The following is a 19,895-nucleotide window of genomic DNA, read 5'->3' as shown; positions in this document are numbered from 1 at the left end:
TGAATGGATCGCCTTCCCCCGCCGCTACCTCTCCAGCGACAGCATGAACAGCCTCTATCCCGACACTGCAGCCCTCACCACCGGCACCACCGACTGATCAGCTACACCACCTCAAGGGACATGACCGGTCTTCGCCGCCGTGAGCGCCACAAATCAAACCCTCAAACGGCTGCCGTGGCCGCCCCGCCCGATGCCGACGGCGCCGCTCCCGAGCAGCTGGGGCGTGCCTGGCGGCACGACGACGGGTCGTGAGTCTGTCGGGCGGCAGCACGGGGGCCCGCCGCGAGGTCGCCGCCGCCTGCCCGGAGCCGCGTCACTCGTCAACATTCGTGGCGACCGGAACTCGCGGAAGCTCTGCGAAGGCAAACGCGCCGACGGCAAGGAGCACGTCCCAGCCGTGCTCGCTCTTGCCTACCGACGCGTCAACGTCCTGTGGGGCCTGATCGGGTCGGAGCGTCCTCCCGAATGTTGTGCGGTCACATGCTGTCTGTCAGGATCGGCACTCGACGCTTGTCCTTCCTGATCCCGTCGACTACGAGGAGGCGAGACCGTCATGGACGCGGATGCGGAAATATTCTTCGACTCGTTCGTCAACTCCAGGGCCGCGGACATAGAACTGTCCTTTCTGTCCCAAGTGGTCGAGCTCGATGAGTACGCCGCGAAACTTCCGAGTATCGCCTCGATGTTCGCCGAGGGAGCTCGCGAGACGTGGGTCGCCCGCATGGCGACTCTTCGCGAATACATGCATGCGGAACATGAAAAATCCGAGAGCGCCCTGCGTCGATCGAATGCCCGGCTTGCGAACCACGCGGTGGACCACCGGAACATGCCTCCAGTCGATGCTTCGACGATTTCGCATCCCACCGCAGATTCCAGGAAAGCGAAATCGGCTCTCGCCCCGGAGCTGACTGCGGACGGCGCGCTCCTCGCCAAATTATCCGTAGCCTACGCCGACATTGTTTCGGATACGCTGCATCAGCGCGAGTACAGTGCGAACGCCGAGGGAACTGGTTTGGTTTCCATCGGAAGTTCGGAACTGCTCTACCATCCCGAGGTAACGCACTGGGTGCCGAATTCGCTGGCCGCGGCGGTGACGCTGGCCAGAGAATCCGTCGGCCGGGAACCGACGTTGCGCAAAGCGGCCGAATTGCTCCTCGCCGGACGTTCCGTCCACGCGGGCGAGCAGCTCGCGAAATTTGAGACACAACACGATCCGGAGTTGTCCACGCCGCAAAGTAAGACACCCGCCGAAACGGATCCGTCTCGGAATGACATCGGCCGAAAATTCCTCAACACCATTTCCAATCGAATTGTCCGAATCGTGTCCGATCGGGCACCCTCGGCCCTGGAGAGGGAAATACAACAAACTCCCGGGACTCGCCCGCTGACCAGGAATACGCGAGCAGCCGCCCAAAAGGAGCGGCAGCGGACCGAACGCGAGAGGAATGAAAGGGAATTTCCTGCCAGCAGCCTCGAGCCGCGACGCATGCCCCGATGGTTCGCCCGTATCACGAAACTCCCGAAACCTCCGCCGGGACGCCTCGGTCCCATCAACAGCCCCCAGACGCCCAGTCAGCGGGTAACCCTGCCGGGCAGGACGGCCGCCGGGCCTGACAACAGCTCCCGGTCGGTGGCGGCGGTCGGTTTCATGAAGCCGGAGCGCTCCCAACTGCTGCCCCGGAGCGACGGATGGGCGGCCGGGACTCCGGTCAACAGCAAGCACGTCGACCTGGCCGTGGGCCGCGAGGTCGTCCGGGAGTTGCGCAAGTAGCGGCAGGAGCCCTGGCCGAAGGACCCGCCCCGAGCCCGTCACGACCCGCATCCGACCCTGGCAACCCCACGCACCGTCGATCGCCTGCCGAACCGGGAAAAGGGTCGACGGCTGCTGCGCCGCCACGGCCCGACCGGGGCTCCGGATGCGGCGGGGCGGGACCACCACGTCGGCTGGACCGTGGCTTCACCGCAGCTGGGGCTGCCGCGGTGGCTGTGGGCGGTTCGTCGATCCGGTTCGAAGTCGCGTGCCCGGCGAAGCGCTTGCCGGCGTCGATGCCCTGGCCGCGGGCATGGACGTTGTCTTGACGCTCCGGCTGTCCACGACGCAGGTGCTTGGTTCGGCGTCGTGTCCGGCCGCTCGACATCACAACGGGCATCGGACGGATCGCTCGGGTGGGCGGCCGGTATGTCTCGGCAGTGCCGCCCGGTCCCCCACAACCGAGGGTGCAAAGGGGGTCCGTTGGTACAGCCGCTCGGAAGGCACCTCGAAAGACCGCCGTCGTCGTCATCTCCACGAACTCGGCCGGCGCAGCGTCGTCGGCCCCGCCTCGGCAACGTCCGTCTCTTGAGCTCTTGCGCGTCAGTCCGGCAGCCAGTTCAGCTCGTGGGCCAGGGTTTTGGCGACGGCACGGATGCGGTGGTGGAGTGGCGACTGCTCGCGTGGGAGTACCAGGTGGATCGTCATGCTGGGCGCACCCCGCAGCGGTCGCCAGGTGACACCGGCCGGTTGTGACGTGGCCGCGGCTTCTCCGGCCGGGGCGAGGGTGGCCCCGTCGCGCAGGTCGCGCTGGGACATGTCGAAGGAGACTGCCGGCGTGTGGAACCGTGGGTGTGGTCGCACATCTCGGAACAGTGCGGAAAGCTGATCGTGGATCACGGGGTTGGCCGCACGGTCCGGGAGCCGCAGCGGATACGCGGCCGCGTCGGCGATCTCGATCTCCGGGTCTACGGCCAGCGGATGGTGCTGCGCCAACTGGACCCCGATCCGCTGACGTTGCAGCAGGATTCGGCGCACGCCGCGGCCCGGCTGTTCACCGCGGGTGATCCCGGCATCGATGCGGCCGTCGGCGACCGCGGGGGAGATCTCCGGTGTCGCCATCGGCACCGCGCCGATCTCAAGTCCGCTGTTGCCGCGAATCAGCCTGTCCACCAAGGCCGGTGCCGTCTCGGCCCCGGTGCTGAGGCTGTATCCGATGCGGAGCGTGCCCAGTTCACCGGCCGCCGCACTCCGGGCGGTGTCCCATGCCCGGTCCAGCGCCGCCAGCGCGGGCGGCGCGGACTCCGCCAACGCCGTACCGGCCGTGGTCAATACGACGCTACGGGTGTTGCGGACCAGCAGGGGCGTACCGAGTTCCGCCTCCAATCGGCGCATCCGGGCGCTGAGTGCGGGCTGGGCGATACCGATCCGGGCGGCCGCGCGGGTGAAGTTCAACTCCTGTGCCAGTACCAGGAAGTACCGCAGGCTCACGGTATCCGGCGCCACGTGCCTCCCCCTGCCGATTGATAACGATCGGTTCTGAGTCTATCCCGTACTGGTCTTTCCCTCGGCCGCACATCAAGCCCTAGCCTGCGCATATGCCGATTCGGCCGACGGCAGTACGCCGGCGGGATCGATCGATCCGAGTGTCCATTCGAAGCCGGATGTGTCCGGCCGACCGCAGGAGGTTTTCATGGCCAAGGGCTACTGGGTCAGCGTCTACCCCGTCATCTCCGATCCTGAGGCGCTGAGTGACTACAACGCGCTGGCGGGTCCGGCCGTCCAGGCTGGGGGCGGACGCGTCCTGTCCAATTTCGGTCGAGTCATCGCCCACGAGGCCGGAATCGCCGAGCGTGTCGTTCTGGTCGAGTTCGACAGCTTTGAACAGGCCGCCGCGGCTTACGAGAGTGAGGCGTACCAGAAGGCGCTGGTGGCCCTCCCCGACGGCTTCGAGCGCGACTTCCGCATCGTCGAAGGCATCGGCTGACGGGCAAGCCCAGCCAGGCGGGTCTGCTGCTCGATCACCTCGACAGGGCCCGCTTCTGTCGCCCGGCGCGAAGCACCCCGTCATCAGGCGAAAGCGCCTGGAACTGATCGAAGTTGCCGAACCATAAAAACCCAGCCGTACGAGTTGCGGTTTCCGAGCCGGTTCCGCGTACGTCAGCGCCCCACCTCGTCACGCCCCCACCCTGCCGGTCTGCGAGCGGCACACCGCCCGCGGCGGCGCACCTGCCCGTAAGCGGGCACCGCGGGTGTCACCGCTTCCCGCGCGGCCGCCCCGTCCGTTTGGCTCCGCGGTTTCCCGTGGCTCCCTTGCCGGTGGTGCCGCCGCGTCCGGTTCCGCCGCCGCCCTGTCCGCGCCCGGCGGCGGGTTTTCCGTTCCGGGCTGCCGGGGTCTTGCGGGTGTCCTTGCCGGTGTCTTTCGGCGGGGTGGGCGTGCGGCCTCGGGAGCTGTTGACCGTGCGGCCCCGGACGATGCCGATGAGTTCCTCGACGAGGTCGGTGGTGGTGTCTTCGCGCCAGGCGAGGGCGACTTGCGATTGCGGGGCGTCGAGCATGACGCGGTATGTCAGGTCGCGGCGGTGGTGCAGGCGGGCGAGGGATTGGGGCACGATCAGGACGCCGACGTTGGCGGCGACCAGTTCGATCGCGTCGCCGGTGGAGGTGGGGCGTTCGACGGCGGGGCGGCCGGGTGTCGCGTCCCACGCGAGGGTGTCGTCGAGCGGGTGGAAGACGACGTCGTCGGCCAGGTCGGCGGGGGTGACCTCGTCGACGGCGGTCACCAGGTGGTCTTTGGGGACCACGACGACGGTGGTCTCGGTGTAGAGCGGGATGGCGCTGAGGTCGGTCCGGTCGCACGGCAGGCGGAGCAGGACCGCGTCGGCGTCGCCGGAGCGGACCTGGTCGGCGGCGTCGGTGGGTGCCATCGGCACGAGTTCCAGGGGGACGTCGGGAAGTCGTTCGGTCCAGGTCCGCACCCACTTGGCGGGGGTCACGCCGGGGACGTACCCGAGCCGGAAAGTCGAAGGTGCAGTAGTGCCGGTCACGCTGCCAGGCTACCGGGCGTGACCGGAGCACCCTGCGCCGCTCGATAGGCTTGGGGCATGACGTCGCGCAAGACCACCCAGACCATGAAGCCCGCGACCGCGGCCAAGAAGTTGGGCGTGTACCTCCCGGCCACGCCCGCCGCGTTCCAAGAGGGCGCGGTGTCGCGCGAGGAGCTGGACACGCTGCAGGCCGATCCGCCGGAGTGGCTGAACGAGCTGCGGCGCACCGGGCCGCACCCGCGTCCGGTGGTCGCCGCGAAGCTTGGCGTGTCCATTTCCGGGCTTGCGCGGGGCGGGGTGACCGAGGCGCTCACGACCGACGAGATCGAGGCGATCAAGGCGGAGAACCCGCTGTGGCTGCAGCACGAGCGTGCGACGCAGGCCGAGGTGCGCAAGGAAACCGCGCGGCTCAAGGCCCGCGACGACGAGCGCGCTGCCAAGGGCTGACCCGCCGTACTCCCCCACCGGAATCTGTCACGGCCCCGCCGCCCCGCTGTCCTGCGGGCGGCGGGGCCGTCGTTTTTCAGCGTTTGAGGGTGCGTCCGACGCCGGCGATGACGGTGGTGACGAGGACCCATCCGGCGACGATCAGGACGAGGGCGACGGCTTTGTCGGCGCCGGTGGGGTCGCGGGCGGTTTCGTGGCCGAGGTCGATGACGGGCAGCAGCAGGTCGAGGGTGTAGAGGAATGGGTCCCAGGTGGGTGCTTCGCCTGCTTTGACAGGTGAGGGGGCGCCGGCCCAGCGGAAGTAGCCGGTGCCGCCGGCCAGCAGGACGGCGATCCAGGTGAGTGCGCGGGCGGGGAGGTACCCGAAGCCGACGGCGGCGTCTTGGAGGGCTCCCCAGGTTCCGGCGGCGCGGCCGAGGGCGCGGTGCCGGAGGCGTTCTTTGGCGCGGAGGACGTGGCGGGCGTCGGCTTCGCGGCCGTCGGCGCGCATGGCCGTGGCGAGTTGTTCGTAGGGGGCGGGTGCGAAGGGGCGCGGTCCGGTGCCGAAGTCGGCGCCGTGCTGGCGGTCGAGCCAGGCGAGGCGTTGTTCGGCGGTGGGGCGGGCGTGGTCGTCGCTGCGGTGGGTGAGGCGCTGGTAGGTGAAGCCGTCGAGTTCGACGGCGAGGTCGTCGGGCCAGCCGAGGACGTCGTCGACGAAGCGTGCGGTGTGGGCGTCGCGGAGGCTGATGCGGCCGGTCGAGCCGGGGGCGGGGCGCAGCGTGAGCACGGTGCAGGTGGCTTCGATGAGGAGCAGTGCCCAGTCGTCGGGGTGGTCGAAGTGCACGTCGACGAAGGTGAGGGCGGTGGCGACGCGGGCGCCGATGAAGTTGGCTTCGCCGTGCATGTGGAGGCCGTGGGCGAGGAGGCCGCCTTCGACGACGATGCCGGATGCGGCGAGTGCGGTGTGGCCGGGGTTGTAGAGGCGGGCGTGGTGGAGGAACAGGTCTCCGGTGATGCGGGCGTTGCGCAGTCGGGTTTCGCCGGTGACGGTGAAGCCGTCGGAGAGGCGCAGTGTGCCGTCGACGACGATGGAGCCGAGGGTTGCGGTGGTGCCGACGGTGGTGCCGCGCAGGTCGGCTTCGCCGCCGATGCGGGCGTTGAAGAGCCATAGTTCGCCGGCTATGCGGGCGTTGCGGAGGCCGAACCAGGAGTCGGCGCGTATGCCTTCGGCTCCGAGTGCGGGAAGGGTGCAGCCGTCGAGGTCGAGGGACGGGAGTTGGGTGTGGTCGAGGACGAGGGTTTCGTCGAAGGCGCTGTCTTTGATCGACACGGGGATGTCGATGCGGGATGCGGTGAGGTCCACGTGGCCGGTGATTCGTGCGCCGCGGAGGGTGAGGCGGGCGGTGTGGCCGGGTTCGGGTTCGGGGCCGCCGAGGAGGAGGCGGCCGATGGTGGTGGCGCGGATGCGGCGTGCGGGTGGCCAGTGTGCGGCGGTGGCGGGGTCGTCGCGGGTGGGGTCGCCGGTGCGGAGGTCGAGGGTGCGGCCGGTGCGGTAGGCGTGCCAGAGGGCTTGTTCCGGTGGGGTCCAGTCGGGTGGCGGGGTGCCGGTGTTGGCGGGCACGGGGGTTTCGTCAGGCTTCCGCGATGAGCCTGGGGAGGTCGCGCATGTCGTCGAAGACGGTGGTGCCTGGTCCTTCGAGCCATGCGGCGGGGGTGAGGCCGCCGCTGTAGCCGAGGGATCGCATGCCGGCGGCGCGGGCGGCGGCGATGCCGTGGCGGCTGTCTTCGACGACGATGCAGGCGGCCGGGTCGGTGCCCATGCGGGTGGCGGCGTGGAGGAAGAGGTCGGGTGCGGGTTTGCCGTGGGTGACTTCGCTGGCGCTGAAGATGGTGCCGTCGAAGCGTTCGAGTAGGCCGGTTTGGCCGAGGTTGGTGCGCAGGTGGTGGTGGGTGCTGCTGGAGGCGACGCACCAGGGCAGGGTGATGCGGTCGAGGGCGTCTTCGATGCCGTCGACGGGGGCGAGTTCGTCGCGGAAGACGGCTTCGTAGAGGGGTCGGTATTCGTCCTGCCAGCCTTCCGGCAGCGGGCGGCCGAGGTGGGCTTCGATGTCGGCGGCGAAGTCGGCGGTGGAGCGTCCGACGAACCGTTCGACGACTTCCGTTTCCGTCATCGGCCATCCGAGTGCTTCCAGGACGACGACGTCGACGCGGACGGCGAGCCGTTCGCTGTCGATGAGCACGCCGTCGCAGTCGAAGATCACCAGTTCGATCGGCTTGTCCATGCGGCGAGGCTATCGGGCGGGCGGTCGCAGGATCCGACCGGTTGGGGAGCGGATTCGGTCGTCGCGCGGCCGGTTTCCGCCAATCCGCGGCCGTGCTCGGTCGTCAGGCGTCGGGTTCTTCGGTCGCGACGTGGGCGTCCAGCCATGCCATCGCGCTCGTCCAGCTGGGGTGTGCCGGGTCGATGACGTGGAAGTGGTCGGTGCCGACGTGTTCGGCGAGTTCGGCCGGGTCTCCGGCGGCTTTGGCGGCGGTGACGTAGTCGCGGCCTTGGGTGACGGGCACGTCGACGTCGAGTTGGCCGTGGACGACGAGCTGCGGGCGGCCGAGCGGTACGCAGTGGAGCGGGGAGGCGTGCCGGTACGCGGCGGGGTCCTCGTCGGGTCCCGCTCCGATGAATGCCTCGGGGGATCCGGGGCTGAGTCGTTCCGCGACCGACCGCGGCAGGTCGGTGACGGGCGCGAGCGCCACGACCGCGTCGACGCGGTGATGGGCGGCGGTCATGAGCGCGAGGTGTCCGCCTGCGGAGTGGCCGACGGACGCGGACGGCAGGGCGGCGAGGTCGGGTCGGGCGTTGCGAACCGCGTCGACCGCGGCGAGGACGTCGTCGAGGGTTTGCGGCCAGCCTCCGCCGTCGGTGCCGGTGCGCCGGTATTCGACGTTGGCGACCGTCCAGCCGCGGGCGGCCAGGTCGGCGCAGAGGCCGTCCATGAGGTGCCGGTCGTAGGTGTCGCGCCACCAGCCGCCGTGCAGCATCACGACGAGTCCGCGAGGAGGGCGGTCGCCTTCGGCGTTCCACAGTTCGGCGAACTGGCTTGCCGCGGTGCCGTAGCGGATTTCCTCGTGGGTGGGCACGGGTGCTCCTGAGGTGGGGAGGACGGGCGGCTGCTGCGGTGCGCCGATGAGCCCGGTCACGTCTTCGTTGCGCTCATGTGTGTCACCTTCGTGCGGCCAGCCTTGCCCACCTGCTCCCCCGCCGTCCACTCTCCGCACCCGTACGCCGCCCCCTGAGTACGAGGTCGAGATCTGGCCGCGTTCCGCCTTCGCAGGGTGGTCATGCCGGCGCCGATTTTCATTGGGCAACCAGGCCAAGGAAAGCTCGACTTCGGCGGCGGCGTCGCCATCGGCTGCGGCTGCGGCTGCGGCTGGGGGGGGGGAACTTCCCGGGTGACGCGGGCCGGGCAAGCTGCACGTCGAGTAGCGCATAGACGGAAGTCGTCGAACTGGGCGACTGCGGGGCGTACTTCTCGGACACGCATACCCTCGTGCCGTTCGACAGCGCGTTCGCCGACCCGGACGGGGGCTTCGTCGGGTCGGGTCGGCGGCGCCCGGCAAGTCTGCGGACGATCCTGCACCTGGTCGGGCACGTGGCGGCGCTGCGGACGCCGTACCGGGTGGCACAGTTGGCGCTGCCGGTGATCGGCGTCCAGGGTCCGGACGCGTGGTCGCACGTGATGATGAAGTTCCTCGTATTGGTGCGGGAACTCGGTCTCAAACCGATCATCCCCGGGTCGGAAGCGGCGTGGGAGACCCAGCCACTGGAGTTCTTCGCCGACTGCTATGCGCTGTGCCTCACCGAGCCGGACGTCTTGGACTGGGTCTCGGCGGTGCTGCGGGAGTGGATGGAGAAGGGCGGGTATCGGGAGCTGTAGCCCTCCGGAGAAGGGTTGACGTCGGGAGCTGGAGCCCTCCGGGGCAGACCGGTGGAGTCTGCGGCAGCCGTTCGCCCGGGTGCCGGCTGCGGCGGCGACGCCGCTATGCGGCCGGCACCGCGGACAGGAAGTCGCGGATGATCGGGCCCGCCGCGGAGGAGCCCGAGGTGCCGCCCTCGACGTAGACCGCGACGGCGATGTTGCCGCGGAACGCGACCATCCAGCCGTTGGTGGCGTCGCCGACCTCGGCGGTGCCGGTCTTGGCGCCGACGCCGGGCATGCCGCGGAAGACGTCCTTGGCGCTGCCGGTGGTGGCGCAGTCGATCATCATGCTCTTGATCGCCTTGCTCACGCTCACGGGGAGTGTCGCCGAGGCCTTGTGGACGGTCATGCCGCGTTCCAGCACCGGCTGGTGGAACGTGCCGGTGACCGCGGTGGCGACGACCGAGGCCATGGTCAGCGGGTTCATTTTGAGCGCGCCTTGGCCGATCATCTGCGCGGCCTTGTCGTTCTCGCTCGTCGCGGGCGGCACGACGCCGTCCACGGAGCCTTGGCCGGTGCCGACCTTCCAGGCATCGCTGTTGAGGCCGAAGTACTTGGTGGAGAACTCCGACAGGTCGCTGTTGGTGATGCGGCCGCGCAGGTCGATCAGCGCGGTGTTGCAGGAGTGGGCGAAGTCCTGGCGGAACGTGGCGTCGGGCATGACCATGCCGTGCACGTTGTGGAAGTTCTGTCCGTTGACGGTGGAGTTGGCCGGGCACGGCGTGCGCCCGTCCGGGGTCACGACGCCTTTGGACAGCAGCAGCGCGGACGTCACGATCTTGAACGTGGACCCCGGCGCGATCGCCCCGGACATGCCGGCCTGGCGGTGCACGGTCGAGACGATCTCGCCGTTGCGCATGTCGAGGGCGATCAGCGATGCGGCGGCGTTCTGGCCGACGGCCCGCTCTGCCGCGGTCTGCAAGGCGGGCACCAGCGTCGAGGATCCGGGGCCGCTGGTCGGGGCCGGAGACGACGGCGCGGCCGAGGCGGTCGTCGACGGACTTGCCGAGGGCGCGGCGGATACCGGGGCGGTGGGCGAGGCCGAGGCGCTCACGCTGCCTGCACCGGCGTCCGGCGAAGCGTTGTCGTCGGACAGCAGGCCGCAGCCTGCCGCCGCCACGCAGGTCCAAGCGGCCAGCGCGGCGTGGAGCGGCGTACGGCGGGATATGCCGCCGCGCGTGCCGCGACGGCGTTCGAGGGGAACGGTCATGGGCTCCACAAGATCAGACCAACCGTCGGCGAGTCCAAGACGAATATCGCCCTTGCTTCAATAGTCGAATTGATATCGTTCCTGTTCATGAACCTCGTGGCGCACCTGACCTGCTTCGTCGCGGTCGCCGAGGAACTGCATTTCGGGCGGGCGGCGGAGCGCCTGGGCATGGCTCAGCCGCCGCTCAGCCAGCGGATCCGGCGCCTGGAGACGGAGCTGGGTGTGCGGTTGTTCGAGCGCTCCAGCCGGCATGTGGCGGTCACTCCGGCGGGGCGTGCGCTGCTCGGCGAAGCGCGTGACATCCTCTCCCGGGTGGAACGGATCTACGCCCTTCGGTCGCGCGAAGGCGGCACGCTCCGGGCCGCGGTGCCGGGCGATCTGGACGGTGCCGTGGTGGCGGCGCTGATCGCCGCATTCCGTGAGCGCCGCCCCGATCTGGTGCTCGACCTCGTCCCGCTCGGCACGCCCGAACAGGTGCGCCGACTCGGCACCGGGGCTCTGGACGTCGGCATTGTGCGGCACCCGTGCGAGGCCCCCGGGCTGGTGTTCGGCCCGGTGCTCGCGCAACCCGTCGGTGTCCTGCTAGCCGCTGTGGACGCGGCTCCGGACGTCCGGCTGCCCGACCTCGGCGGCCGCGCGGTCGCGGTCTTCCCCCGTGACGAGGCGCCGGGCGCGTACGACGAGCTGCTGGCCGCATGCCGCGCCCGCGGCTTCGCGCCCGCCGCCGTCCACGAGTCGCCGAACCCGCAGTTCGCCCTCGGGCTCGTCCTCGCCGGGACCGCGGTCGCCCTCACTCCGCGCACCGCGGACACGGCGGGCAGCGTGTGGCGTCCGCTGCTCGGCGGCCCGCTGGTCCTGCGGACCTCGTGCGCGTGGCGGCTGGGCGAGGAACCCGCGGCAGGGGTGGGTGACTTCACCGCCACGGCCACCGATGTGCTGCGCCGCGAAGCCGGCATGACCGACCTCGAGACGCCCGCGCCGCGGCGCGTCGTCCTCCGTCCGGCGTCGGGATTCCTCGCGTGAGCGCCCGGCAGGACGTCGAGCAGGTCTTCCGCGATGCCGGCGTCGTCGGCCAGGTGCACGCGGTCGACATCGACCGCGGCGTCGAGCTGGGTGTCTCCCCCGACGATCCGGTGGTGCTCGCGTCGGTGTTCAAGCTGCCGTTGCTGGTCGCGTTCTACCGGGAGGCCGCCGCGGGCGTGCTCGATCCGCGGGAGCCGGTCACGCTGCGCGCGGAGGAGCGGTGCGCCGGGCCGACCGGGACGTCGATGCTCGCCGACGACGTCACGATGTCCCTGCGCGACCTCGCCGCGCTGATGATGACGGTCAGCGACAACGCGGCCGCCGACACGGTATTCGCCCGCGTGGGTGCCGCGGCCGTCGACCGGGCGCTCCGCGAACTGGACTTGGAGCACACGCGCGTCGTCGGCGACAGCCGCATGCTGCAGGACTCGATGCTCGCGGACAGCGGCGCCGCCGGCATGGCCGACCTGTGGGAGCGCCTCGACGAACCCGGCGGACTCGCGCGGCTCCGCGCGCTCGACCCGGCCCGCACCAGCGCGAGCACACCGCGCGACATGACGCGCCTGCTGGCGATGATCTGGCGCGACGAGGCCGCGCCGCCGGATGCGTGCGCCCGGATGCGTCGGCTGATGAGCCTTCAGGTGTGGCCGCACCGGCTGGCGTCCGGGTTCCCGTACGACGACGTCGTGGTCAGCGGCAAGACGGGGACGCTGCCGACGATCCGCAACGAAGTCGGCGTCGTCGAGTATCCGGACGGCGGACGCTACGCCGTTGCCGTCTTCACCCGCTCCCACGCGCTGACGGCGGTCGCGCCGCACGCGGACGCGGCGATCGGGACGGCGGCCCGGCGGGCGGTCGGGGCCTTGCGCTCCGGCAGGTGACCCCCGGCGTGCGCCACGTGGCGACAACCGCCATGCTGGTCAAGGGATTTCGTGCAATTCTGCGGACGCTGTCCCCCTCCCGTCCCGGCGCGCTCCTCGCCCAGCCTCACCTGGCGCCGGGTGGGGACCCGGCCTTTGGCCACTGGAGGGTGGTAGCCGTGAACGCCGAGCGCACGTGCGGGGCAGGTTCCGCGGCGTGGTCGAGGAATTCCAGCTCAAGCCCCTGACCGCCGAGTCGGAGGCGGTATGGGCGACCCGGCCGCTGGAGTTCTTCGCCGAGGTCTCCGCCCTGGCGCTCACCGAGCCGGACGTCTTGGAGCGGGTGTCGTCGGCGCTGCGCGAGTGGATGCGGCTGGGCGGGTATCGGGTGCTGTAGTGGGCGTTGCTCGGTCGTTCAGCCCTGGCCGAGGATCATCCGTTGGACGGGGCGGATCGGGCGGCCGAAGTGGGCGCAGCGGGCCTCGAACTCCGGGGGCAGCCACGTCCCGCCGAGGAGGCGCGGGTGGGACGGGAAGGCGGCGATCGCGGCCAGGGCGAACAGCAGGGAGGCCCAGGTGGTGTGGACGCGGATGGACATGTAGCCCTTGCCGTACATGTCGTGGTAGCGGGCTTCGAGGACGCCGGGGGCGGGAAGGTCGATGACGTCGAGGCCGGTGAAGCCGAGGCTCAGCGGGTTGCGCTGGTGGGCGATGTAGGCGGCCTGCTGGGTCACGGTCAGTTCGCCGGCGCCGTCGGAGTCCCAGCGCGGGACGGTGTCGCGGCGGGCGGCGTTGCGGCGGGCCGCGTTGGTGATGGCGGTGGCGGCGAGGGCGCCGACGACGAAGCCGGGGCGGCCGATGGCCATGGTGTTGGTGTGCCGGTAGCTGCCGTTGCCGACGGCGCGGAGGGTGAAGCGTTCGGCGTGGCCGGTGGCGAGGACGCGTTCGCCGGGGCCGAGGCGGGCCATGCTGGCGACCTTGGGGCGGCGGTCGAGCGTGCCGGTGACCACGTCGGCGACGATGTCGCAGGTGTGCCAGAGGAATTCGTCCATCTGCGTCCACCCGTTGTCGGGTTGGACGTCGTTCCTGGCCAATGCCCCGTCCCCTTCGGTCGGCAGCCGGGTGGCGGGGGTGGTGGTTGCCGCGCGCCGCGTGTCCCGGTCGTCGGTTCGATCCTATGCAATGTGGTGCGGTCTGCGGTTCGCTTATCCGGTGCTTGCCCACGGGTTGTGGCCGCCGATGGCGGCGGTGGCGGCTTCGGCGCATGCGGTCAAGGCGTCGATCCAGGTGAGGTACTCGGCTTCGGGGACGCCGGTGCGTTCGGGGGCGATGGTCACGGTGTAGCGGTGGGTGCCGCGGCGGTCGTAGATCGGGGCGCTGACGTTGGCGATGTCGAGGTGCGCGCCGGAGGGTGGGCCGAGGACGTACTCGGACCAGTCGGTGGCGGGGATCAGGCTGAGGAGGGTGGCGATCACCGAGGACGGCAGGTGGGACGCGACGACGTTGGAGACCACGATGTTGGCGGTCGTGGGGTTGCCGGTGAGGCGTTCCAGCAGGTAGCCGCGGGTGCGGGCGTCGGCGATCAGGTCGTCGAGGACGTTGGCGTCGTCGCGGACCGGGACGAGCGGGGACCGGTCGAGCCAGGCGGCGACCACGTCGTCAGCCGACCAGGCGGCGTTGACGAGGCCGAGGGGCGGGGTGAACGGGAAGCGTTCGCCGACCAGGTCGCGGTGGTCGCCGGGGAGGTGGGCGCCGATCCAGTCGAGGAGCACGATCGTGCCGTCCTGCGCGGTGGACAGCACGCAGCTCGCGCCGACTTTGCCGTGCAGGGCCTGTACGTGCGGGCGGACCAGGTCGAGTGCGGCGAGGCCGGTCTCGGCGGACCAGCCGAGGCGCAGGAGGGCGGGGCCGAGGCCGTAGGTCTTCGCGTCGTCGCGGCTGGCGAAACCGGCGTCGACGAGTTCGTTGAGGATGCCGAGGGTGGTGGGCATGCTCAGGTCGAGGCGGGCGGCGACCTCGGTGAGGCTGAGCCGGGCGCGCGGGTGGTCGGCGAGGAGGTTGAGGACGCCGATGACGCGGCGGGTGGGGGGCGACTCGCGTTCGGTCACCGGGGCCGGACCGCCGTCGGTCGGGGTGTCGCGTGCTGCGCCGTGCACTGCCCCGGGCGGTGTGGCATACGGCTTGCCTGGCATGGCTCTTGACTCGTCATCAGATCCCTCTTACGGTCCCAGGCACCGGCATTTGTGGAATTCACAATTCCATATTCGTAAGCGGTGTCAAGGGGTGGTGCGGCCTTCGTCGCGCGGGCCCCGACGGCGGATGTGCCAGGCAAGGGACCGAACACGACACGGGTCCGGACGATACGGAGGCGGGAATGGGCCGACTGGTGCTGACCGGGGCGAACCTGCTGGACGGGGTGAACCCGGCGGCGGCGGACCGGGCGGTCGTGGTCGAGGACGGGCGGATCGCCGAGGTGGCCGCGTCGTCCGCGGTCGTGCCGCGGGACGGCGACCGGGTCGTGGATCTGTCCGGCAAGACGGTGATGCCCGGCATGTTCACGTGCCACTTTCACGCGACTTACCACGAGCTGGGGTCGCGGCCGAATGTGCCGTACGGCAACGAGTACCCGCCGTCGTACCAGGCGTTGATCGCGGCGAAGAACCTGCGGACCGCGCTGGAGCACGGCTACACCGGCGTCGTGGGCGCGGGTGCGTCGAACGAGGTCGAGGGCGGGGTCAAGCGGGCGATCGAGGACGGCCTGATCCCGGGTCCGCGGTTCTGGCCGTCGGGCCGCGAGCTGTCGACGACCGGCCATGCCAACGACGGCGTGCCGTGGCACTGGGGGATGCCCGCGCCGGGTGCGGTGCGGCTGTGCGACGGCGCGGACGGGTTCCGGATCGGGGTGCGCGAGGAGATCAAGCGCGGCGCCGAGGTGATCAAGTTGTTCGTCACCGGCGGGCACGGCACCACGGCGCCGAAGGACCGCATCGAGATGACGCGGGACGAGTTGGCCGCCGCGATCGAGACCGCGCACTCGCGGGGTGCGCTGATCCGCGCGCACCTGGTGAACAAGCCGGCGATCATGATGGCCCTCGACCTGGGGATCGACATCGTCGACCACTGCGACGAGATGGACGACGAGGTCGTCGCGGCACTGGTGGAGACCGGCGCGTTTGTGGTGCCGTCCCTGCACTTCCCCAAGCATTTCCTCGAGCTGATGGGCGACGGGCTCGGGTTCGCGGCGGACGCGATCCGGGCCGACTTGGCGCACATGTACGAGGAGATCCCCAAGGCGCAGGCCGCCGGGGTGAAGTTCGTGCTGGGCGACGATTACGGCGCGATCGGGTTCGCGCACGGGATGTACGGGCGGGAGTTCCGGCTCTACACGGAGCACGCCGGCGTCTCGCCCCTGGAGGTCATCGGCTGGGCCACCGTGAACGGCGCGCAACTCGCCCGGCGGGGACACGACTTGGGGTCGGTCGAGGTCGGCAAGCTGGCCGACCTGGTGGTCTTGGACCGGGATCCGAGCGTCGACGTGTCGGTGCTCGTGGACGGGACGCCGCGGGCCGTGCTGAAGGGCGGGGAGGTTGTCCATGGGCAGCTCGGCGACTGACTCCGCGCATGCGGCGATGACCGCCATCGCCCACGCACACGCGGCCGCGGAAGCGCGGGGCGATCTGGCCGGGACCCTCGGGACGCTGGACGACGTCCCGGTGTTCGAGTTCCAGCCCTGCGCCCGCGTGCTGCGCGGCAAGGATGCGGTGCGGCGCTACTACGAGCACTTCTTCGCGGAGTTCCTGCCGCGGACGGTCGGCTTCTCGGTGCGGTCCGAGTGGAGCACACCGGAAGGCCTCGGCCAGGAGTACACGTTGCGGCTGCGGCTGCCGGACGGCGGCCTCGGGGAGTTCAGCATCATCGGGATCCTGCTGTTCGGCGTCGAAGGCCTCGCAGGCGAACGCATTTACGCCGCCGACGCACTCCTCGAACTGATGCTCGGACCGGTGTTCGCGGAGACCGAGCCGCTGCCGGTCGGCGACCTTTGACCACCGGACCTCGTGACCACCGGCCCCGTCACCCGTCGCCACTCGTGACCGCCGGCCCCGTGCGGCCGGCCCGGACGCTTTCCCCTCGCGCCGCGTCCCCGGCGCCTGTTTGTTCCATACCCGCCCTTTTGTTCACAACGCTCGGAGAAGCAGCACATGGCTGAGAACCCCAACCCGCCCGCCTGGGACCGGATCGTCGACGTGGTCGTGGTCGGCTCCGGCGGTGCCGCGCTGGTCGCGGCGACGCTGGCGCACGACGGCGGCGCGGAGACCCTGGTCGTCGAGAAGGCCGCCATGCTCGGCGGGACGACCGCCGTGTCCGGCGGCGGCATCTGGCTGCCGGGCAACCACCACATGGAGAAGGCCGGGCTGACCGACAGCCGCGAAGACACCCTCGCGTATATCGAACGGGTGACCGCGGGCAACGGGCAGATCGACCGGGAACAGGTCGAGGCGTTCGTCGACGCGGCGCCGAAGATGCTCGCGTACCTCGAAGAGCACACGCCGGTCCGCACGCACATCACCCCGCTGCCGGACTACTACTCGCCGTGGGGCGTTCCGGGGCAGCGCGCGATGCCGGGGCGCGCGGTGGAGGCGGACCCGTACGCGGTCGGCAGCGAACTCCCGGAGTGGGCGGACAAGATCGTCAGCCGCGGCACGCTGATGTCGCTCGGCGCGGCGACCACCCTCACGGAGGACTTCTCGCCGCAGACCCCCGAACTCCTGGCCGAACTCGCCCGCCGCGAGGCCGAGGACATCCGCCCGAAGGGCGCGGCGCTGATCGCGCGGCTGTTCAAGGGCCTGCTGGAGCGCGGCGTGGAGACGCTGCTGGAGACTCCGGCGCGGGAACTGGTGACACGTGACGGCGACGTCGTCGGCGTCGTGGTGGAGCACGAGGGCCGCGAGCTGCGGATCGGGACGCGCAAGGGCGTCGTCCTGGCGTGCGGCGGCTTCGAGTGGAACCCGGAGCTGGTCGCGGCGCACATCGGCTACGACGTCAAGCCGCTGTCCCCGCTGCGCAACAACACCGGCGACGGCCTGCTGATGGCGCAGGAGGCGGGTGCGCTCCTGGGGAACCTGGACTCGTACTGGGGCACGCCGTCGATGATCGACCCGGAGATCACCGAGGAGGACGGGACGCCGATCCCGCAGTTCGAGTGGGGCCGCGGCGCCCCGGCGTCGCTGATCGTCAACCGGCACGGCCGGCGCTTCGCGAACGAGGCGCTTCCGTACAACGACTTCCCGAAGGCGTACGGCGAGTACGACACGGGCACGCTGGACTTCCCGAACGCGGCACCGGCGTTCCAGGTGTTCGACGCGACCGTGCGCGAGTCGCAGCGGATCCTGTCGATGCACCCGGGGCAGCCGGACCCGTCGTGGGTGCGCAAGGCCGACACGATCCGCGAACTGGCGGAGCTGGTGGGCCTCGACGCGGACGCGCTGGAGGCCACCGTGGCCCGCTTCAACGAAAACGCCGAGCGCGGCGAAGACCCCGAGTTCGATCGCCACCGGACCGGCCTGATGGCGCCGGGCCGCGTGAAGCCGCTGACGCAGGCGCCGTTCTACGCGGTGGAGATCCTGCCCGGCACGCTCGGCACCAACGGCGGCCCGCGCATCGACCCGAACGCCCAGGTCCGCCGCCAGGGCGGCGGCGTCATCGGCGGCCTGTACGCAGCGGGCAACACCGCGGCGAACGCCTTCGGCTGGGCCTACCCCAGCGGCGGCGCCACCATCGCGAACGGCACCGTCTTCGGCTACCTGGCCGGCCGTCACGCAGCCGCCCAGCCGCCCCGCGAGATCTGACCACCACTCCCCAGCGGCCCGCCCCGCCCGGGCGGGCCGCTCCACGGACGTCCCCCCGTCCCACGTTGACTGCGGCCGCGGTGCCCTCAGGGGCGGGCACCGCGGCCGCCGGGGCGAGTAGCCGGGGGCGTTCGGTCGAGTCTGTCCGGTCAGAAGGGCGGATCGTCGAGGCAGCCGCCCTCACCGGGAACGTCGACGGACAACGGCGTCTGCCATGCCCGTGCGTGCGTTGCCGGTGTCTCCATCGGCTCGTAGTCGGCGTCGGCGGCGCCTCGCCACCGCCCGGTGGCCGCGTCCCGCATCAGCCACGGTTGGTGGAGGCGCCCCTCGGTCCACCGCCGCAGCCACTCCGTCAGCCCGAACTCTTGGGGGAACAGCGACGCGGCAAAGTCCTCCGCCGGGGCGGGATTCGGGTCCAGCGCCCACATGCGAGCGTCCGGATCGGCGCAGTCGACAAACGATTCGATGCCGCAACCCCACGTACACAACGGGACGAGACGCCGCGCCATCGGCCGCCACGGCTCGGGCCAGCGCTCCTGGCTCGCGAATTCGGTGCCGAGTGTGCGCTGCGGCGCGTCCGGGTCGGCAGCGGCAAGGAGGCCATAGCCCGGGCCGAAGCCGCCGTCGCCGAGTTCGAGATAGCAGCGGCGCAGCAGGGGTGGCAAGGCGTGGCCGATCAACTCTTCGCATCGCGCCAAAACCTCCGCCGATGCGGGTGCCAACGGAGGCAGCAACTGGATGCCGCCGCTCGCGCGCGCTGCGCGGTACTCGGGCGAGCCACGCCAGTAGATCCGCTGCAGCCGACCGTCGCCCGTCATCTGGAACGCGCCGCCCCCGGCGGTGTCCATGCCCGGTAGCCCCAGCATGGAGTCCAGGTACTCCCGCGACAACACACGTCTACGAACAGCTTCAAAGACCGCATTCGCGTCGTCGCTCGTCACGCCGCCGATCATGCCCCTGCGCTCGGACATTCCGTCCCTGGTACGGGCGCGGCCGGGAACTCTTCAGGCGTTTCCTCGACCTCCCTTGTCAGGTAGGCGAGATCGATCGGGTCTGCGGCGATGCGAACCATTGCGTCGTGGTCGCCGCGGTCGCCGCGGTCGGGGACCGCCAGTGGCTGGGGTGCTGTGCCGTTCGGTGCGGGTCGGACGCCGGACGCTCCTCACGCCGTCGCCCCGTGCTCACCGAGCGGCGGCGCCCACCCTGAAGGCCCGAGTGACCCACTGATCCATACGGTGCGCGAAGTCCGACGCGGAGGCGATGCCCGAGGCCGGGAGGGAGCCGGCGTCGTCGAGGCTCGCGATGAAGTCCACGTCGGCCCAGCCGCCGCGGAACAGCACCACCGACAACTCGGCGTCTCCCGGCCCGGAGACGACCACGCCGACGGAGTCAGGGTCGCGCACCCGAGCGCGGTCGGTCTCCAAGGGCTGGGGCCACGAGGCCTCGGCGTCCCTCCAGGTCAGCGGGCCGACTTCGAGGCCGGCCGACCGCCGGCCCGCAGCCTGCCCGACCAGGGCGGCGGCCGCTTCGTCGAGGTCAATGACTCTGTGCATGCGGGGATCTTCCCTCATGGCGCACCCGGCAGCCTGTGGATTTCCGCTGCGCATGCCCGTGCCGTGAGGAACCCCGATCGGGTCATGTCCCTTGAGGTGGTGTAGCTGATCAGTCGGTGGTGCCGGTGGTGAGGGCTGCAGTGTCGGGATAGAGGCTGTTCATGCTGTCGCTGGAGAGGTAGCGGCGGGGGAAGGCGATCCATTCAT

20 protein-coding genes are annotated in these 19,895 nt (G+C 70.7%); 10 read left to right on the top strand and 10 right to left on the bottom strand.

Annotated elements, in window-relative coordinates:
- Positions 1-553: 553 nt before the first annotated feature.
- The gene (locus ABEA93_RS41130) at positions 554-1,771 is read left to right on the top strand and encodes a hypothetical protein (protein ID WP_345681132.1); all 1,218 of its coding nucleotides are present in this window, start codon (positions 554-556) and stop codon (positions 1,769-1,771) included.
- A 582-nt stretch (positions 1,772-2,353) separates the two neighbouring features.
- Here ABEA93_RS41130 and ABEA93_RS41125 read toward each other — a convergent pair.
- Positions 2,354-3,256, bottom strand: a complete 903-nt coding sequence (locus ABEA93_RS41125) for a LysR family transcriptional regulator (RefSeq protein ID WP_345681131.1) — start codon at positions 3,254-3,256, stop codon at positions 2,354-2,356.
- Between the two features lie 187 nt (positions 3,257-3,443).
- Here ABEA93_RS41125 and ABEA93_RS41120 point away from each other — a divergent pair, with 187 nt between their 5' ends.
- Positions 3,444-3,737 (top strand): DUF1330 domain-containing protein, encoded by a 294-nt coding sequence (locus tag ABEA93_RS41120; protein WP_345681130.1) that lies wholly within the window; start codon positions 3,444-3,446, stop codon positions 3,735-3,737.
- Positions 3,738-4,005: 268 nt separating this feature from the next.
- Here ABEA93_RS41120 and ABEA93_RS41115 read toward each other — a convergent pair whose 3' ends face one another.
- A complete protein-coding gene (locus ABEA93_RS41115) occupies positions 4,006-4,797 on the bottom strand; it encodes a LysR family substrate-binding domain-containing protein (RefSeq protein WP_345681129.1) in 792 nt (263 codons plus the stop codon).
- A 57-nt stretch (positions 4,798-4,854) separates the two neighbouring features.
- Between ABEA93_RS41115 and ABEA93_RS41110 the strand changes: the two genes are divergently transcribed.
- A complete protein-coding gene (locus tag ABEA93_RS41110) occupies positions 4,855-5,244 on the top strand; it encodes a DUF5997 family protein (RefSeq protein WP_345681128.1) in 390 nt (129 codons plus the stop codon).
- 76 nt (positions 5,245-5,320) lie between these two features.
- Here the strand turns inward: ABEA93_RS41110 and ABEA93_RS41105 are convergent, their stop codons facing one another.
- The 3 genes from ABEA93_RS41105 to ABEA93_RS41095 all read right to left on the bottom strand — a co-directional run bounded on the left by ABEA93_RS41105 (position 5,321) and on the right by ABEA93_RS41095 (position 8,358).
- Positions 5,321-6,844: a hypothetical protein gene (locus tag ABEA93_RS41105; protein WP_345681127.1), complete on the bottom strand. Its 1,524-nt coding sequence runs from the start codon at positions 6,842-6,844 to the stop codon at positions 5,321-5,323.
- A gap of 10 nt (positions 6,845-6,854) precedes the next feature.
- On the bottom strand, positions 6,855-7,505 hold the full coding sequence (locus ABEA93_RS41100) for an HAD family hydrolase (RefSeq protein ID WP_345681126.1): 651 nt from the start codon (positions 7,503-7,505) through the stop codon (positions 6,855-6,857).
- A 103-nt stretch (positions 7,506-7,608) separates the two neighbouring features.
- Entirely contained in the window at positions 7,609-8,358 is a 750-nt protein-coding gene (locus ABEA93_RS41095; RefSeq protein ID WP_345681125.1) for an alpha/beta hydrolase family protein, read from the bottom strand.
- A gap of 410 nt (positions 8,359-8,768) precedes the next feature.
- Here ABEA93_RS41095 and ABEA93_RS41090 point away from each other — a divergent pair, with 410 nt between their 5' ends.
- Entirely contained in the window at positions 8,769-9,155 is a 387-nt protein-coding gene (locus tag ABEA93_RS41090) for a hypothetical protein (protein ID WP_345681124.1), read from the top strand.
- A gap of 103 nt (positions 9,156-9,258) precedes the next feature.
- Here ABEA93_RS41090 and ABEA93_RS41085 read toward each other — a convergent pair whose 3' ends face one another.
- Entirely contained in the window at positions 9,259-10,407 is a 1,149-nt protein-coding gene (locus ABEA93_RS41085; protein WP_345681123.1) for a penicillin-binding transpeptidase domain-containing protein, read from the bottom strand.
- Positions 10,408-10,494: 87 nt separating this feature from the next.
- Here ABEA93_RS41085 and ABEA93_RS41080 point away from each other — a divergent pair, with 87 nt between their 5' ends.
- The 3 genes from ABEA93_RS41080 to ABEA93_RS41070 all read left to right on the top strand — a co-directional run bounded on the left by ABEA93_RS41080 (position 10,495) and on the right by ABEA93_RS41070 (position 12,687).
- Positions 10,495-11,430 carry a LysR family transcriptional regulator gene (locus tag ABEA93_RS41080; RefSeq protein WP_345681122.1) on the top strand — a complete coding sequence of 312 codons (936 nt, stop codon included), beginning with the start codon at positions 10,495-10,497 and terminating at the stop codon, positions 11,428-11,430.
- On the top strand, positions 11,427-12,311 hold the full coding sequence (locus tag ABEA93_RS41075) for a serine hydrolase (protein ID WP_345681121.1): 885 nt from the start codon (positions 11,427-11,429) through the stop codon (positions 12,309-12,311). The genes ABEA93_RS41080 and ABEA93_RS41075 overlap by 4 nt, the downstream gene beginning before the upstream one ends.
- Before the next feature lie 196 nt (positions 12,312-12,507).
- Entirely contained in the window at positions 12,508-12,687 is a 180-nt protein-coding gene (locus ABEA93_RS41070) for a hypothetical protein (protein WP_345681120.1), read from the top strand.
- Positions 12,688-12,705: 18 nt separating this feature from the next.
- Here ABEA93_RS41070 and ABEA93_RS41065 read toward each other — a convergent pair whose 3' ends face one another.
- On the bottom strand, positions 12,706-13,383 hold the full coding sequence (locus tag ABEA93_RS41065) for a hypothetical protein (RefSeq protein ID WP_345681119.1): 678 nt from the start codon (positions 13,381-13,383) through the stop codon (positions 12,706-12,708).
- Positions 13,384-13,494: 111 nt separating this feature from the next.
- Positions 13,495-14,481 (bottom strand): IclR family transcriptional regulator, encoded by a 987-nt coding sequence (locus ABEA93_RS41060; protein WP_345681118.1) that lies wholly within the window; start codon positions 14,479-14,481, stop codon positions 13,495-13,497.
- Between the two features lie 182 nt (positions 14,482-14,663).
- Here ABEA93_RS41060 and ABEA93_RS41055 point away from each other — a divergent pair, with 182 nt between their 5' ends.
- The 3 genes from ABEA93_RS41055 (at position 14,664) to ABEA93_RS41045 (ending at position 18,135) form a co-directional block, all read left to right on the top strand.
- A complete protein-coding gene (locus ABEA93_RS41055; RefSeq protein ID WP_345681117.1) occupies positions 14,664-15,902 on the top strand; it encodes a metal-dependent hydrolase family protein in 1,239 nt (412 codons plus the stop codon).
- Positions 15,883-16,332, top strand: a complete 450-nt coding sequence (locus ABEA93_RS41050) for a nuclear transport factor 2-like protein (protein ID WP_345681116.1) — start codon at positions 15,883-15,885, stop codon at positions 16,330-16,332. Before ABEA93_RS41055 ends, ABEA93_RS41050 begins: the two co-directional genes overlap by 20 nt.
- Before the next feature lie 156 nt (positions 16,333-16,488).
- Positions 16,489-18,135 carry an FAD-binding protein gene (locus ABEA93_RS41045; RefSeq protein ID WP_345681115.1) on the top strand — a complete coding sequence of 549 codons (1,647 nt, stop codon included), beginning with the start codon at positions 16,489-16,491 and terminating at the stop codon, positions 18,133-18,135.
- A gap of 149 nt (positions 18,136-18,284) precedes the next feature.
- Here the strand turns inward: ABEA93_RS41045 and ABEA93_RS41040 are convergent, their stop codons facing one another.
- On the bottom strand, positions 18,285-19,076 hold the full coding sequence (locus tag ABEA93_RS41040; RefSeq protein WP_345681114.1) for a hypothetical protein: 792 nt from the start codon (positions 19,074-19,076) through the stop codon (positions 18,285-18,287).
- A 240-nt stretch (positions 19,077-19,316) separates the two neighbouring features.
- Positions 19,317-19,688, bottom strand: a complete 372-nt coding sequence (locus ABEA93_RS41035; RefSeq protein WP_345681113.1) for a hypothetical protein — start codon at positions 19,686-19,688, stop codon at positions 19,317-19,319.
- Between the last annotated feature and the right edge of the window lie 207 nt (positions 19,689-19,895).

Origin of the sequence: Yinghuangia aomiensis (genome assembly GCF_039542225.1) — a bacterium.
In the GTDB taxonomy this organism is placed as follows: Bacteria; Actinomycetota; Actinomycetes; order Streptomycetales; family Streptomycetaceae; genus Yinghuangia; species Yinghuangia aomiensis.
Note: the sequence above shows the minus strand (reverse complement) of the source record. Positions and strands in the feature narration are given on the sequence as shown.

Bases quoted from the DNA above. Each gene is read 5' to 3' on its own strand.
- ABEA93_RS41130 (WP_345681132.1), top strand. From the start codon at position 554: ATGGACGCGGATGCGGAAATATTCTTCGACTCGTTCGTCAACTCCAGG.
- ABEA93_RS41120 (WP_345681130.1), top strand. From the start codon at position 3,444: ATGGCCAAGGGCTACTGGGTCAGCGTCTACCCCGTCATCTCCGATCCT.
- ABEA93_RS41110 (WP_345681128.1), top strand. From the start codon at position 4,855: ATGACGTCGCGCAAGACCACCCAGACCATGAAGCCCGCGACCGCGGCC.
- ABEA93_RS41100 (WP_345681126.1), bottom strand. From the start codon at position 7,505: ATGGACAAGCCGATCGAACTGGTGATCTTCGACTGCGACGGCGTGCTC.
- ABEA93_RS41085 (WP_345681123.1), bottom strand. From the start codon at position 10,407: ATGACCGTTCCCCTCGAACGCCGTCGCGGCACGCGCGGCGGCATATCC.
- ABEA93_RS41080 (WP_345681122.1), top strand. From the start codon at position 10,495: ATGAACCTCGTGGCGCACCTGACCTGCTTCGTCGCGGTCGCCGAGGAA.
- ABEA93_RS41060 (WP_345681118.1), bottom strand. From the start codon at position 14,481: ATGCCAGGCAAGCCGTATGCCACACCGCCCGGGGCAGTGCACGGCGCA.
- ABEA93_RS41055 (WP_345681117.1), top strand. From the start codon at position 14,664: ATGGGCCGACTGGTGCTGACCGGGGCGAACCTGCTGGACGGGGTGAAC.
- ABEA93_RS41050 (WP_345681116.1), top strand. From the start codon at position 15,883: ATGGGCAGCTCGGCGACTGACTCCGCGCATGCGGCGATGACCGCCATC.
- ABEA93_RS41045 (WP_345681115.1), top strand. From the start codon at position 16,489: ATGGCTGAGAACCCCAACCCGCCCGCCTGGGACCGGATCGTCGACGTG.
- ABEA93_RS41035 (WP_345681113.1), bottom strand. From the start codon at position 19,688: ATGCACAGAGTCATTGACCTCGACGAAGCGGCCGCCGCCCTGGTCGGG.